This window comes from Clostridium sp. CAG:265, from assembly GCF_000436575.1.
GTDB lineage: Bacteria > Bacillota > Clostridia > Clostridiales > Clostridiaceae > Clostridium > Clostridium lentum.
The window spans coordinates 37,869-51,815 of the sequence record NZ_FR886578.1 but is presented as its reverse complement, the minus strand read 5'-3'; the positions used below and the strand labels follow the sequence as shown (position 1 = coordinate 51,815).

The following is a 13,947-nucleotide window of genomic DNA, read 5'->3' as shown; positions in this document are numbered from 1 at the left end:
CTAATTACTTATATTTTTTACTTAAAGCAACATAATTGTCTGCTGACCTCTTAATGCTTTTAATTTCTTCTTCTGATAACTTCCTAACAGCCTTTGCAGGATTACCTAATATAAGTACCCCTTCTTCAAACTCTTTACCTTGAGTTACTAATGCACCAGCTCCAACAATTGAATTTTTTGAGATTTTAGCATTATTTAATATTATACTACCCATTCCAACTAAAACATTATTACTTATATTGCACCCATGAATAATAGCACTATGTCCTATAGTAACATTTTCACCTATAATTACAGGACTTTCTATATCAACATGCACTACAGCATTTTCTTGAATATTACTATTTGCTCCTATTACTATCTTGTTCATATCAGCTCTTAACCTGGCACCAAACCAAATGCTTACGTTTTCTTCAACTTTAACATCACCTATAATATCTACTGATTCCGATACATATGCATTTTCATTTATACTAGGGGCTACACCATTAAACTGCAATTTCATACTCCCAGTCACCTCTTGGATAAAATTATCACTTTATTTTATCACTCTTTGTTATTATTGTCATTATTTTAATAACTAGAATACTATATATAGAATAAATAACTTTTTGTGAGGAAAGTTTTTGAGCAAAAGCAGGCATCGAAATAATATCACTTTTGATCGAAATAAGATTAAATACTATTATGGTATTCCTCATTGCCATTGCAGTTATTCAACTGGAAAAGGAAATCCTCTTGAGATATATACTGCAGCTATTAAATGCGGATTGGATTTCTTATTCTTAACTGACCATAATGCCTTTTTAATTACTAAAACAAAATATAAAGATGACCTTATGAGCAAATGGGAATTAAGTACCATAATTACTACTAAAGCTTATAAAAACTCCTCCAACTTTATTCCTATTCTAGGTTTTGAATGTAAAAGTGTTTATGGTGATTTAAATATAATAAATCCAAATTCTTTTTTTACAGGTACTGTATCTGATATCCGCTTACTAACCTTATGGATGCTAAATAATAACAACTCATTTATATCAATAAATCATCCTCATAAAAACATACTTAATCTTCAGTATAATGCTATTTTAAATAAGCTTATAACTTCCATTGAAGTTTGTAACGGAAATCCTGCTTCTAAATACACTAGGCATGATAAATATTACTTTGCTTTACTAGATAGAGGGTGGAAGCTCAGTGCTATAAATGGTCAAGACAACCACCGCATAAACTTTGCTGATTCAGAATACCTAACTGCCTATATAGGTAATGAATTATCCAGAAACTCCTTGATTGATGCATTTAGAAATCACCGTACCTATTCAACAGAATCTAAATTTTTAAAATTCCACTTCCTTTTAAATAACACATTCATGGGTGATACCTTATTTATTACTTCCAATAAATTAAAGTTTAGTATTTTTGTAGAGGATGTAAAATATAGAATACTGCATATACAAATCATCTCCAATAAAGGTACTATAATAAAGAGTATTGAAAATATTAACTTAAACTATATCCGCTATTTTTACGAGCATATTCATGAAAAAAATGAAACATGGTATGTAATTAGAGTGATGCAAGAAAACAATAAAATAGCCTTAAGCTCTCCTATATTTATTGAAGATTCACTAATTAAAAATAAAAATTGGACTACTGAAAATTAATCAGCAGTCCAATATTAAATATAATTATTTTGCATCTTTATTTAAATGCTTAACTCTATTAGGCTTAGCCTTAGGTCTAATAACTATTTCTTTTTCTTTTTTCTTAGGTCCTCCAGTAGCTTGTATCTCTAAGAACCACATGAAAAAAGTAACTGTTAGTATAGTCATTGTAACTACAACAATAATATTACTTCCCCAACTAACTATGCTTGGTAAGAACATTTGTACAACTAATAATATAATTGCAATTGCTAATGGAATAAATTTATTGATTCTAACTTTTGAAAAAACATATTTTCTCCCTAAAAATGACACTCCCAAAGTCAAAGCAAATAATAATATAAAATATAATATCCATTTTAAAAAATTCATCATTATATACTCCCTTCATAACAATATACTTATATATTATAAGGAAATGAATATATTTTCAACATAATTTTATATTCCATTTTTTGATAAATTGTTAAATATACAGCTCACTATTAAAAGATTTTATTTTTCACTTCATTTTTTATATATATTTTGATAAAATGTACTAAAGATATTATTAAATTACTAAAAGGGGTGTTATAATGGGTTTAAATCAAAACTATCAACTTGATGACTTAGATCTTCAAATTTTAGATATATTAATCAAAGACTGTAGAACTCCATACTTGGAAATTGCCAGAATGTGTCATGTTAGTGGTGGTACTATTCATGTAAGAATGAAAAAAATGGAGGAATTAAACATAATTAAAGGAAGTAGAATTCTTTTAAATCTTCCTAAACTTGGTTATGATGTATGTTGTTTTGTAGGAATTTATATTGATAAGACTTCTTCTTATACAGAAGTTGTTAATGAAATGTCTAAAATCAACGAAGTTGTTGAGCTTCATTTAACAACTGGAGATTATACTGTGTTTGCTAAGGTTATATGTAAAAATATCTCTGATTTACAAGATATTCTTTTAAATAAAATAAATGTAATCCACGGTATACAAAGAACTGATACTATTATTTCACTAAATCAACCAATCGATAGAAACATTACAATTTAGAATACATAAAAACACTTCTTTATGTAAAAAATATATATAAACAAATATAAAGGAGTTGTTTTTATGAAAGTATTAGATACTATAGCTTTACTTTTAGTAATAATAGGTGCAGTAAACTGGGGCTTAATAGGCTTCTTTAGATTCGATTTAGTGGCAGCATTATTTGGCTCAATGACAATGTTCAGTAGAATTATATATGCCCTTGTTGGAATAAGTGGCTTATATGCAATTTCTTTCTTTGCAAAAAGTAAGGTAATTGATTAATTATAGAACTAATGATGAAAAAGTCTTACCAATATGTAGGACTTTTTTATGTTTTTTATGATTGATATAAATTTAAAAGGATTGATAATTAATGAAAATTTATAAATCCATAAATTCAAATCTTTACAAGATGATTATTTTATTTACTCTTTATTCTTTCTTAGGTTGGACATGTGAAGTCTTATATGCCTATTCAATTCATCATCACTTTGTTAACAGAGGATTCTTAACTGGTCCTTTTTGTACTATTTATGGATTCGGCTTCCTTATAATTTACTTACTACTTCATAAATTTAAAAATAATCTCTGCTCACTTTTTATTTTTTCAATTTTACTCACTTCTGCACTAGAGCTTATTACTGGTTGGGCTTTAGATACTTTCTTTCATACACGATACTGGAATTACACTTCTTATCCTTTAAATATAAAAGGATATATATGTCTCTACTTTTCTCTGATTTGGGGTATTAGCTCCCTTATACTTATTAAAATATTAAATCCAGCACTTTCTTTTCTTATATCTTTGCTACCATCTAATAAACTAGGTTCCATTTGCTTTTTGATTTTATTTTATTTCATTGGTGATCTTATTATGAGCTCATATAAATTAACATTTGTAAGAATACCTTTGCAGAATATTTATTGGTTTTCCAGTTGTTTAGTTTCTCTCAACATACATCAATATAATTTTTATAAAGAACTAATAAAAGACAATCTTTATTTGCAATTATTAATTTCATTTAATAAAATATGAACATAAGATATTGGCTGAAAAAGCCAATATCTTATGTTTTATTTAATAGATTTAATAATATCAAATAGTTCTAATGCTGCATCTTTAGGACCATTTTTTTCTTGTCCCCTTACTCCTAAACAAGTTTTAATTTGCCCAACTTTAACACCAGCACTATATAATGTCTCAAAGTATTTATCAATTAATATATCTGTTTCCTTTTGTTTTTGCACTGGTCCAAATGGATTAGCAAAATAACTTTCAACTAAGCCTTTTTCTGTGGTTGTTCCCTTTGCCATTCTTGCACCGGATTTAAACACCTTAATTGCTGCTTCAACATTTTCAAAGTAATCTATATGCTTTTCATTTTCTTTTACTTCAGTATAATTATTAGCATATAGGAATAAGTCTACTTTATATCCTTTTATTATTTCACTATATGGAGCTACTGGCATAACAAGCCTTGCATTAATTTTATCTGGGTTCATAAATATACTTCTATCTAATTCTTTAAATGCATATCCTTGATCTAAATCATCTAATCTTACAAAAGCACCTATTTCTGTTCCATAACCATAAATATTGCCATCTTTCTCCTTAAATATACCCATGTCATCAAAGATAGTTATCATACCACTTATTTGATTTTCACCAAGTGCTCTTAATGCTTCTAAGCTTTCTGATTTACCTGCACCACTATCTCCCATTATTACAACATTAGCATGCTTACCATTCTTCATTTCAATATTTACCATGGCACCATGTATTGGTAGATATCCTCTTTTTATCATTATTAAATTATGCAGTGTTAATAGCATCTTTTTCATATAACCAAAATAATCTATTTCATCTGAATAATTTACATAACCAAGCATTATATTATTATCTTTGTCATCATAAAATACTGTTTTTAATTCTTCATCCTCATCAGTTGCCCCAAAGACATATATCATATCTGGTTTTCTACCTCTACATTCTTCTACTTTTGCCATTTCAAAAAGATTACAAAGAGTAACTCCGTGCTCCATAAAATCTCTATGGAAATACACATAAGCCAAAAGTTCTCCAACTTTAGCAGGATAACAGAACCAATGCTCTTTAGTTATATGTGCGTATTCTAATGGATTATATTTTATTTCTTTAAATATACCATTTCTTGTATTTTTCTTTGGATATGTTATGAATGGAGCTTCTAATAATATAGAATCTATAAAACTTATATCCTCTAATATTTCATAACAATTAGGTACTGGCCATAAAAGAGAGTTAATCATAAGACTGCAGTTACCTCCTGCTGGTATCTGTCTAAATACTTTAGGAGAGACTCCTAAAATATTTTCTTCTATTCTTCTATATAATCTTAAAATAAGCTTAGCAAATTCAGAGTTAGCTTCAGTAAAATTCATTGCTGCAATACCTTGTCTTACTTTATCTGTATGAATAATTGTATATCTTTCTAATCTTCTCCAAAATAAATATAAATCTTCTATTACCTTAATAAACTCTTGATTATCTTCAAATATAGCTCTGTAATTACTTTCAATTTCTATTATTTCATTTGCATCCATTATGGTAAGCCATTTAAATAATTTAAGTAGTTCTCTTTTTATAAAATGTCTATCCTTACTTCCTAAAGAATCAGTTAAAAATCTATATGAAAGCGTAACATTTTTTTCTGATTTTTTTAAATATACATCTAAAACCCTTCTAAATCCTTCACTATCTAAAACAGACTCAAAATTAGTACAATATTTTGCTGAAAAATTCAATAAAACTTTATCATTACTAATAGAAAATTCTTTTTTCATTTTTGTCCCCTCCATTTATACTTTTACACCAATTTGTACCACAAATATACTTGTCTCTCTCCTACATTATATCACTATTTTGCAATAAATAAAATATTTTTATTCACTATTTTAATCCACTTTTATTTTCACTTAATTTTTTACGTATATTTTTTTATATTTTTAATATTTTATATGTATTTTTTTAATTTATTTTAATTTTTTACTTATTATTTTCACTAAATTTTTGTATTTTTGTGATGTAAAACTAAATATTATATAGTAATGAAATATTTAACTATTTTTTTTGCAATTTTTAATTTAATATTATTGCATAATAAAAAGAATTTTTGATAAAACAATGGATCAAATTGAGTTAATATTTCAATTTGATCCATAATCTTTTATATTCAAAACTATTTCACTCCTAATATTTGCAGCTAAATTAACTAATTCATCTTTAGATAGCATTGAAGTATCTATAGCTTTACCAAATACAACCCTCACTTTACAAGGTTTAAATCTTCTTTCATCTTCAAACCCTTTGCTAGCTCCTTCAATAGTTACAGGAACTATTAATGCCTCAGCTCTTGTGGCTAATTTAAGACTCCCTCTTTTAAATTCACCTACCTGTCCCATTTTACCTCTAGTACCCTCTGGGAAGATAACCATAGAAAACCCTTCTTTTATATTTTTTACACCTTCGCTAATAGATTTAACAGCCTCTCTGGCATTGCTTCTATCTAATGGAACACAATGAGCCTTTTCTAACCAATATCCCAGTACAGGTACCTTTAACATTTCTTTTTTCGCTATAAACCCTAAAGGCTTTCCAATAGTTCTAAAAAGTATTGGAATATCCAATATACTTGTATGATTACTTATAAATACACAATGTTCTGTAGGAATATTTTCTTTTCCTTCAACTTCAATTTCTATTCCTATGGTTTTAATTGTGTAATCAGACCATTTCATGGTTATATCTTCTACAAACTTTTCTGCTGTTTCATCTCCCTTATATCTTTTTAAATAAGAATATTTAATTCCTTTAATTCTTACTACAATCATATATATTATGTACATTATTCCTTTAAAAAACATATTACTTTTAATTCTCCTTACTTTGTAATATATAACTATAAGTCTAACTTTTTTTTATTTTTTAGCGAATATTATTTCATATTCATGTCAAAACTCTTAACCATGGAGGTGAATTATGAAGAAGACGCACTTTAAAACTTTTACTACCATTTTAATATTAATTCTTACCTTACTGTGTTCTCAGCAATTCACCTCATTATATAATAAAACTAATTCAAATAGCAATTACCTTTCAGTTCATTTTATCGATGTAGGGCAAGGTGACTGTATCCTTATTAACGTTAATGATTATAATTTACTAATAGATTCCGGACCATCTACCGCTAGAAATGATTTGCTGAACTATCTAGATAAACTAGATATTTTTAAGCTTGACTACGTAATAGCCACTCACCCTCACGAGGATCATATAGGAAACATGGATGCCCTAATACGCAAATACCATATTGGTAAATTTCTTGCACCTAAAGCAACTGCTTCAACCATAACCTTTGAAAATATGGTTACTGCTTTAAACGATAAAAATTTAAAAATTTCCGTTATATCTACAGGTTCTAACTCTATTAATTTAGGAACAGGAACCTCTATTACATTTTACACTTTACCAAATATAAATATAAATGATGAATTAAATCTTTATTCACCAATAATAAAATTTACATATAAAAATATTTCATTTTTATTTACCGGTGATGCAGAATTAGAAAATGAAAAATTTTTAACTGATAATAAAATAAATCTCAAATCTGATATACTAAAAATTGGTCATCACGGTTCAAGTTCCTCTACCTCTGAAGTTTTTTTAAACTCAGTAAATCCTAAAGTCGCTATTATATCTGTGGGCTCTAAGAATAAGTATGGTCATCCTGCTTATTCAACATTAAATCTCTTAAAAAATCATCATATAAAAATTTACAGAACAGACCTCTTAGGAAGCATAATTATAAAATCTGATGGTTCATCTTTTTCCATATCTTATCAATAAAAAAATGAAAGATTTATTCTTAAAAAGAATCTATCTTTCATTTTTTTTATTGACTTTCCTCTTCATCTTCTTTTTGCTCATCATCACTTAAAAATTCTTCTTTCATATATCTTCCCCATAGAGTAAGAATTTTAAATAAGTTTACTACATCTTGCTCATTATATAGCAAGATAGTATCAATTTTTTCTTTAGGCATTCTTTCAATATATTCATCATCTTTTAAAACTTTATGAAAAGTTTTAGCTAAATTTGATCCACTTATTACTTCGCCTTCTCTAAATATCTCAAAAATCTTTTCTAAGTTCTTAAGCCCTATAGAAGTCTTTTTATTTTTCTCATATTCCTTTTGAATATCGATAGATTTAAATTCCCCTTCAATATTAAAATTTATATTGTATTTCTTGAATAAATAATTAATAACAGTATAATCATTATTTCCAGAAAAGGTCACAATAGACTTCTTTCTCATTTCCTTCATTTTTATAAAATACTTCTTTGCTAAAACTAATATATCTACTACTTCACTTTTATTTTCAATCATATATTGGGTAACATAAAGCTTTTTGTCTATATTATTATATATACAAGCACCAAAAACACCTATACATTTAGGTTTTTTATATACATAATGTTCTAAATCAAAAAATATCAATTCCTCTGGCTTACACTTTTCCCCATCAATTTCTAGCATATCAATCCCATCATAGCCTTCAACTTCAATGACATTTTCTCGAATAATCACAATATCACTCTTTCTCTACATAATTTTATCGCCTGTATAAACTAATTCTACACTTATAGAATATATTATATCATACAAAATTATTTTGTTATAGATATATGTAATTTTTAGATAACAAGTACACCTCATTGACCTTTTATAAAGATTTTGATATTATATTGACATAACTAATCAGACGATAATGATTTTCAATTCGAGGTGATTTTATGAGTTTATGTGATTTGAAATTAGGGGAAAAAGGTAAAATTCATAGCATTAAAGGAGACTTAAAGTTAGCAAAAAGACTTTCTGCTTTAGGATTAGTAGAAGGTACGGAAGTAGAACTAAAACGCGTTGCTCCTCTTGGTGACCCCTTGGTAATAAATATACGTGGCTTTGATTTAGCCATAAGAAAAAAAGATGCAAAGAATATTTTTTTAATTAAATAGGCGGTGAATTATATGAAAACTGTTGCATTACTTGGTAATCCTAATGTTGGTAAGACCACTTTATTTAACTTGTTAACAGGTTCTAATCAAAAAGTGGGAAATTGGTCTGGTGTAACCATTGATAAAAAGGAAGGATTTTTTGATGATATCAAAATTGTGGACTTGCCTGGTATATACGCTATGGATACTTATTCTAACGAAGAAATTGTATCTAAGAACTTTTTACTAAATGAAGATGTAGATATAATATTAAATATTGTAGATGCATCCAACATAGATAGAAATCTATACCTTACAACTCAGTTAAAACAATTTAATAAACCAATAGTATTAGCAGTAAATATGATTGATGTAGCTGAAAAGAAAGGTATTTTTATTGATTTCAATATACTATCTTCTCTATTAGATGTTACTATAGTAGCAATTCAAGCTTCTAAGGGCTTAGGTATTAGTGAAATCAAAGCTACTTTGAAAAATTTAGAGGCTTTAAAATGTACAAATAAAATAAATAGTTTTTCATCTGAAAAAGAAACCTATAAATACATAGAGACAATTTTGTCAAAGTCTCAAAAAAACATCAAACCAAAGACTTCTAAAAGAAATGATAAGCTAGATAGCCTACTTCTTAACCCATGGCTTGCTTATCCTATATTCTTTATGATTTTAGCATTGATGTTCCAAGTAACATTTTCTTGGATTGGACAACCTCTTTCAGATTTATTAGGAGTATTAGTTGATGATTATTTCACTCCTTTTGTAGCAAATTCTATTTCTAGTTTTAACCCATGGTTTCAATCATTAATTCTAGATGGTATTATTGCTGGTGTAGGAGGAATAATAGTATTACTACCTATAATACTTTCTCTTTTTACATGCATAACAATCCTTGAAGATAGTGGATATATGGCTAGAGTAGCTTTCTTAATGGACAAGATTATGAGAAAAATTGGTTTATCTGGCAAAGCATTTATTCCTATGATCATGGGATTTGGCTGTTCTGTACCAGCTATAATGAATGCAAGAACATTGGAAAGTGAAAAAGATAGAAAGTTAACAGCATTGCTTGTTCCTTTAATGAGTTGTAATGCAAGACTTCCTGTTTACAGTATTTTTGCTTTAGTATTTTTCCCAAAACATATTGGAATAGTAGTTGCTTCATTATATTTCTTAGGTATAATAATGGCCTTTGTAATAGGTCTTATATTTAATAAGACTATATTTAAAAATGATGAAGAGCCATTTTTAATAGAATTACCTGAATATAAAGCACCATCATTTAAAAATCTTTCTAATCAATTATTAGAAAAAACTAAAAGCTTTTTAACTAAAGCAGGTACACTGATATTTGCTATGAGCATAGTATTATGGTTTTTATCAAACTTTAATATCCATGGATTATGTGATGTAAATGACAGTATATTAGCTTCAATAGGTAGCTTTATTGCACCTATATTCAAACCTCTTGGTTTTGGAAACTGGCAATCTTCTGTTTCATTATTAACAGGACTATTAGCTAAAGAATCTGTTGTAGCGTCAATGTCAGTAATCTTCTCTGGAGATTTATATGCTGTGCTTCCGCTACACTTTACGGCACTTTCAGCATTTTCATTTATGGTTTTTGTACTTTTATATACACCATGTATTTCAGTTATTGGAACTATGAAAAAAGAATTTGGCAATAAAATGTGTGCTTTTTCTGTTATATATCAAGTATTATTAGCATGGATAGCATCATTTGCTGTATATAATATAGGATCACTAATTATTTACAATAAATCTTATATTGAAATATTTATAACAGCTTTATTATTAATTTCAGCTATCTTTATATTATATAGATCTTCAAAAAATAATTCATGCAAAAACTGCAAAGGTTCTTGTGATAGTTGTAATATTAAATTAGAAAAATAGAAGGCAGATTAATTTCTGCCTTCTATTTTTCTGCTTTTTTCTTAGATAGTTTTTTTCCAACTATTCTTTTATAATAAATATTTATTACTGCTGCTGTAGGTGAGCCTAAAAGCATTCCTGCCACTCCAAAGAATCCTCCACCAATAACCACAGCATATATAATCCAAAAAGGTCTTACACCAACTTTATTACCTACTAATTTAGGATCTAGATACCATCCATCAAACATCTGTAAAGAAAATAGCACCACAAACACTATAACTGCTTTTATAGGTGAAACAAATAAATTAATTAAAAATCCCACTATTTCTCCCACAAAAGGACCAAAGTAAGGAATCATATTAGTACATCCTACAATAATTGATAAAAGTACAGCATATTCAGAATTAACGATAGATAGTAATATAAATGCCATTATGCCTATTATCAATGAATCTAAAGCCTTTATACCTATATAGGCTCCTATCATATCATTATAAATTTTCATAAATTCAATAATTTTTTCCGTTTTTTCTTTTTTAATAAAAAGTTCTAAAAATTTCTTACTTGCTGCAATTAAACGATTTTTATCTATTAAAACATATATGGATACTATAAATCCTAAAATAACTTTTACTATTTGGGAAGATACACTAAATATTCCACTTAATGAGCTTTCTAATAAATTAACAGCTATTGTGCCAACCTTACTAATATATGTTTCCAAATTTGCTACAACTCCAGTAGTGCTTGCAAAATCCTTTAACATAGGATTATTTGTTATTTTATCAATAAAACTTCGTACTGACTCCATATAACTATCTGCATTAGAAGCTATATCCTTTATGGAATCAATTAAAGATGGTATACCATAAATACATAAAACAAATATTATTCCTAAAAATACTGCATATGTTAGTGCAATAGAAATTCCATTACTTAACTTTAATCTTCTTTCAAAAATCCTAACAACAGGACTTAAAATATACGCAATTACAATTCCATAAACAAAAGGCATTGATAATGATACAAACTCCTTAAAAAAATAAGTTATTCCTGGACCTAATATATCAAATGCTTTATAAATAATTATGCAAAATGTAAATGTTATCAAAGCAGCTATTATTACATCTTTATATTTATTATCTTTTAAAAACAATCATTTCACTCCTTTATTACATAATTTGATTATACCAAAAAATTTATTAAGATACAGTTAACTTTTGTATCTTATTTATTAACATATCATTGCTGACCCCTAGCAACTTAAAAGCCTTTTTTGTAACATTACAAATCGCTATTAATAAATAAATCTTTTCATCATCTATTTTTTCTTCACGTATTATTGATATTTGCTCTGCAACTCTATCTATTAATTTTATTATTTGTGCACTACTATAATTCTTTCTACTAGTTTTAATAGCTTGTATATACTCCTCTATTAAATTTATTAACTCTAATTTATCTTTTAAGTGGTAATAATCATAATTTATAGCTGACTCTTTTCCTTGCATATTATTAAACTTTTCATTAAGATAACATTCCATAATTTTAATTTTTAAATAGCTATTATCTTTAATGCTAAATGATTCATAGTAATCAAAAATAACATCACTACCTATATCTTTTTTAAAAAATTTAAAAATCAAATTTTCAATAACTATCCTCTCAATATCTACTTCTTTAATATTTATTTCATTTTTATCCAAAGCAAGAACCACTTCTTCTCTAGACCTCTTTAATAATAATTTTATAATATGATTTTCATTCCTTATATATTTTTTTATATTTTCATTTAATTTAATAAATCCTAAGGATACACTTTCTAGCTTTTCTGCTATTTCATAATCTACCTTTTTCATAATAGAATATATTTGATTGTATCTGGTATTTTCATATTTATTTCTAATTATTATTATCTTAGTAGTATTTTTATCATATGCTCTATGTAACGGATAAGCTAAATCTTCTATGGTCAAATTATAATCTTTATCTCTAATTATTAAAGGTGGAAGATTAAATTCTTTAAGCTCTACTATTTCTTCATGATTAAATTTCTTTATTAATCCTTTATTTCTAATATTTTCTAAAATATAATTAGTACTAAATAATTTTTTCTCCCTATGGATTGGATTATATAATTCACAATTATACCCCTGCTCTCTATATAGCCCTTCAATAAATTTATTTATTATTAATTTATATAGATCATTTAATTCTGTTACTATAGATAAACTTTTCATTTTATTTATAATCAATATTTTTTCATTGCTATGTATACTTTTATCCTCAACCTTAAATTGCGAAAAAAAACTTTCTAACATCCTATCTTTTTTTATATATAAATTTACATAAGGCCCTATTACTTCAAAGCTTTCTATTCCATTTTCCTTTAAAATATATGATATTTTTTTTGCAATAATTAAAGGACTTTCTTTAAAATTCTTTTTTAACATATAGCACAGCACACTGTAATCTCCATACTCTTTTGAAGTATTTCTTCGTATAGATTTTTTTATTATGTCTCTATTAACATCAAATTCTTTTTCAATAATGCCTACTATAATATTTATCTCATCCATAAACTTCTCCCTAAACATATCTATATTTAAAAATTAATTATAAGACAAAAGAAGTGGCAAAGCCACTTCTTTTAAAGTATAATTCTCACAATACTATAAAATAAATTAATTATAAAACTAACAGGATAGTAAAGAATGCTTGATCCCACAAAAACTACAAACATTAAGATTAAAAATTGATATTCATATATCTTATCTGCCATTTTATAAAAATGTTTAGGTGCTAAATCTCTAAATATCTCAAATCCAGCCAATCCTGGAAGCGGTAGTAAATTAAATACAAATAAACTTACATTTACACTTACAACAGCATAAACCATGCTTAATATTACAGTTCCAGCTGCACCACTTAACACCGTTCCCATGAATCTTATTAAGAATACATATATAAACATTCCAATAAATGCTGCAATTAAATTTCCTATAGGTGCAGCAATAGATACTTTTATTGCATCTTTATATCCTCTTTTGTAAGCCCTTGGATTTGTTTCTAGAGGCTTTGTCCACCCAAAACGAAATAACAAAATCATGATAAACCCTACAATGTCAATATGGGCTATTGGATTTAAAGTCAATCTTCCTTGAAATCTAGGTGTCTTATCACCTAACTTATCAGCTACAAAAGCTTTAGCATATCCCTGTACTGTAAAAGCAATTAATACTGCTGGTACAGATATAATCAAATTAAATAAATCAAAATTTCTCATCTTTTCACCTCTTTT

The 13,947-nt window shown here is 26.9% G+C and carries 15 protein-coding genes; 7 read left to right on the top strand and 8 right to left on the bottom strand.

Going from position 1 to position 13,947, the window contains the following annotated elements:
- Positions 1 to 4: 4 nt before the first annotated feature.
- Positions 5 to 505 (bottom strand): gamma carbonic anhydrase family protein, encoded by a 501-nt coding sequence (locus tag Q5O29_RS00660; RefSeq protein ID WP_022211099.1) that lies wholly within the window; start codon positions 503 to 505, stop codon positions 5 to 7.
- 121 nt (positions 506 to 626) lie between these two features.
- Here Q5O29_RS00660 and Q5O29_RS00655 point away from each other — a divergent pair, with 121 nt between their 5' ends.
- Positions 627 to 1,670 carry a CehA/McbA family metallohydrolase gene (locus Q5O29_RS00655; RefSeq protein ID WP_022211098.1) on the top strand — a complete coding sequence of 348 codons (1,044 nt, stop codon included), beginning with the start codon at positions 627 to 629 and terminating at the stop codon, positions 1,668 to 1,670.
- Between the two features lie 24 nt (positions 1,671 to 1,694).
- On the opposite strand, the gene Q5O29_RS00650 is transcribed toward Q5O29_RS00655, so the two are convergent.
- Complete coding sequence (locus Q5O29_RS00650) at positions 1,695 to 2,042, bottom strand: hypothetical protein (RefSeq protein WP_022211097.1); 348 nt, start codon at positions 2,040 to 2,042, stop codon at positions 1,695 to 1,697.
- Between the two features lie 203 nt (positions 2,043 to 2,245).
- Between Q5O29_RS00650 and Q5O29_RS00645 the strand changes: the two genes are divergently transcribed.
- The 3 genes from Q5O29_RS00645 (at position 2,246) to Q5O29_RS12025 (ending at position 3,731) form a co-directional block, all read left to right on the top strand.
- Complete coding sequence (locus Q5O29_RS00645) at positions 2,246 to 2,713, top strand: Lrp/AsnC ligand binding domain-containing protein (protein ID WP_022166651.1); 468 nt, start codon at positions 2,246 to 2,248, stop codon at positions 2,711 to 2,713.
- A gap of 63 nt (positions 2,714 to 2,776) precedes the next feature.
- Entirely contained in the window at positions 2,777 to 2,977 is a 201-nt protein-coding gene (locus Q5O29_RS00640) for a DUF378 domain-containing protein (RefSeq protein WP_022211096.1), read from the top strand.
- Positions 2,978 to 3,068: 91 nt separating this feature from the next.
- On the top strand, positions 3,069 to 3,731 hold the full coding sequence (locus Q5O29_RS12025; protein ID WP_022211095.1) for a putative ABC transporter permease: 663 nt from the start codon (positions 3,069 to 3,071) through the stop codon (positions 3,729 to 3,731).
- Between the two features lie 38 nt (positions 3,732 to 3,769).
- Here Q5O29_RS12025 and Q5O29_RS00635 read toward each other — a convergent pair whose 3' ends face one another.
- Complete coding sequence (locus Q5O29_RS00635; RefSeq protein WP_022211094.1) at positions 3,770 to 5,518, bottom strand: hypothetical protein; 1,749 nt, start codon at positions 5,516 to 5,518, stop codon at positions 3,770 to 3,772.
- Positions 5,519 to 5,881: 363 nt separating this feature from the next.
- A complete protein-coding gene (locus tag Q5O29_RS00630; protein WP_022211093.1) occupies positions 5,882 to 6,598 on the bottom strand; it encodes a 1-acyl-sn-glycerol-3-phosphate acyltransferase in 717 nt (238 codons plus the stop codon).
- Positions 6,599 to 6,713: 115 nt separating this feature from the next.
- Here Q5O29_RS00630 and Q5O29_RS00625 point away from each other — a divergent pair, with 115 nt between their 5' ends.
- Positions 6,714 to 7,583 carry a ComEC/Rec2 family competence protein gene (locus Q5O29_RS00625; RefSeq protein WP_022211092.1) on the top strand — a complete coding sequence of 290 codons (870 nt, stop codon included), beginning with the start codon at positions 6,714 to 6,716 and terminating at the stop codon, positions 7,581 to 7,583.
- Positions 7,584 to 7,629: 46 nt separating this feature from the next.
- On the opposite strand, the gene Q5O29_RS00620 is transcribed toward Q5O29_RS00625, so the two are convergent.
- Positions 7,630 to 8,325 carry a ribonuclease H-like domain-containing protein gene (locus Q5O29_RS00620; RefSeq protein ID WP_022211091.1) on the bottom strand — a complete coding sequence of 232 codons (696 nt, stop codon included), beginning with the start codon at positions 8,323 to 8,325 and terminating at the stop codon, positions 7,630 to 7,632.
- A gap of 206 nt (positions 8,326 to 8,531) precedes the next feature.
- Between Q5O29_RS00620 and Q5O29_RS00615 the strand changes: the two genes are divergently transcribed.
- On the top strand, positions 8,532 to 8,753 hold the full coding sequence (locus tag Q5O29_RS00615) for a FeoA family protein (RefSeq protein ID WP_022166644.1): 222 nt from the start codon (positions 8,532 to 8,534) through the stop codon (positions 8,751 to 8,753).
- 12 nt (positions 8,754 to 8,765) lie between these two features.
- Positions 8,766 to 10,664, top strand: a complete 1,899-nt coding sequence (gene feoB / locus Q5O29_RS00610; protein WP_022211090.1) for a ferrous iron transport protein B — start codon at positions 8,766 to 8,768, stop codon at positions 10,662 to 10,664.
- Positions 10,665 to 10,686: 22 nt separating this feature from the next.
- On the opposite strand, the gene Q5O29_RS00605 is transcribed toward feoB, so the two are convergent.
- The 3 genes from Q5O29_RS00605 to Q5O29_RS00595 form a co-directional block, all read right to left on the bottom strand.
- Positions 10,687 to 11,802 carry an AI-2E family transporter gene (locus Q5O29_RS00605; protein WP_022211089.1) on the bottom strand — a complete coding sequence of 372 codons (1,116 nt, stop codon included), beginning with the start codon at positions 11,800 to 11,802 and terminating at the stop codon, positions 10,687 to 10,689.
- Positions 11,803 to 11,848: 46 nt separating this feature from the next.
- Positions 11,849 to 13,225 carry an arginine--tRNA ligase gene (locus Q5O29_RS00600; protein WP_022211088.1) on the bottom strand — a complete coding sequence of 459 codons (1,377 nt, stop codon included), beginning with the start codon at positions 13,223 to 13,225 and terminating at the stop codon, positions 11,849 to 11,851.
- A gap of 71 nt (positions 13,226 to 13,296) precedes the next feature.
- Complete coding sequence (locus Q5O29_RS00595; protein ID WP_022211087.1) at positions 13,297 to 13,932, bottom strand: site-2 protease family protein; 636 nt, start codon at positions 13,930 to 13,932, stop codon at positions 13,297 to 13,299.
- Positions 13,933 to 13,947 lie beyond the last annotated feature (15 nt).

Coding starts and splice junctions, on each gene's coding strand:
- feoB (WP_022211090.1), top strand. CDS start 8,766: ATGAAAACTGTTGCATTACTTGGTAATCCTAATGTTGGTAAGACCACT.
- Q5O29_RS00630 (WP_022211093.1), bottom strand. CDS start 6,598: ATGTTTTTTAAAGGAATAATGTACATAATATATATGATTGTAGTAAGA.
- Q5O29_RS00645 (WP_022166651.1), top strand. CDS start 2,246: ATGGGTTTAAATCAAAACTATCAACTTGATGACTTAGATCTTCAAATT.
- Q5O29_RS00640 (WP_022211096.1), top strand. CDS start 2,777: ATGAAAGTATTAGATACTATAGCTTTACTTTTAGTAATAATAGGTGCA.
- Q5O29_RS00625 (WP_022211092.1), top strand. CDS start 6,714: ATGAAGAAGACGCACTTTAAAACTTTTACTACCATTTTAATATTAATT.
- Q5O29_RS00660 (WP_022211099.1), bottom strand. CDS start 505: ATGAAATTGCAGTTTAATGGTGTAGCCCCTAGTATAAATGAAAATGCA.
- Q5O29_RS12025 (WP_022211095.1), top strand. CDS start 3,069: ATGAAAATTTATAAATCCATAAATTCAAATCTTTACAAGATGATTATT.
- Q5O29_RS00635 (WP_022211094.1), bottom strand. CDS start 5,518: ATGAAAAAAGAATTTTCTATTAGTAATGATAAAGTTTTATTGAATTTT.
- Q5O29_RS00595 (WP_022211087.1), bottom strand. CDS start 13,932: ATGAGAAATTTTGATTTATTTAATTTGATTATATCTGTACCAGCAGTA.
- Q5O29_RS00615 (WP_022166644.1), top strand. CDS start 8,532: ATGAGTTTATGTGATTTGAAATTAGGGGAAAAAGGTAAAATTCATAGC.
- Q5O29_RS00600 (WP_022211088.1), bottom strand. CDS start 13,225: ATGGATGAGATAAATATTATAGTAGGCATTATTGAAAAAGAATTTGAT.
- Q5O29_RS00650 (WP_022211097.1), bottom strand. CDS start 2,042: ATGAATTTTTTAAAATGGATATTATATTTTATATTATTATTTGCTTTG.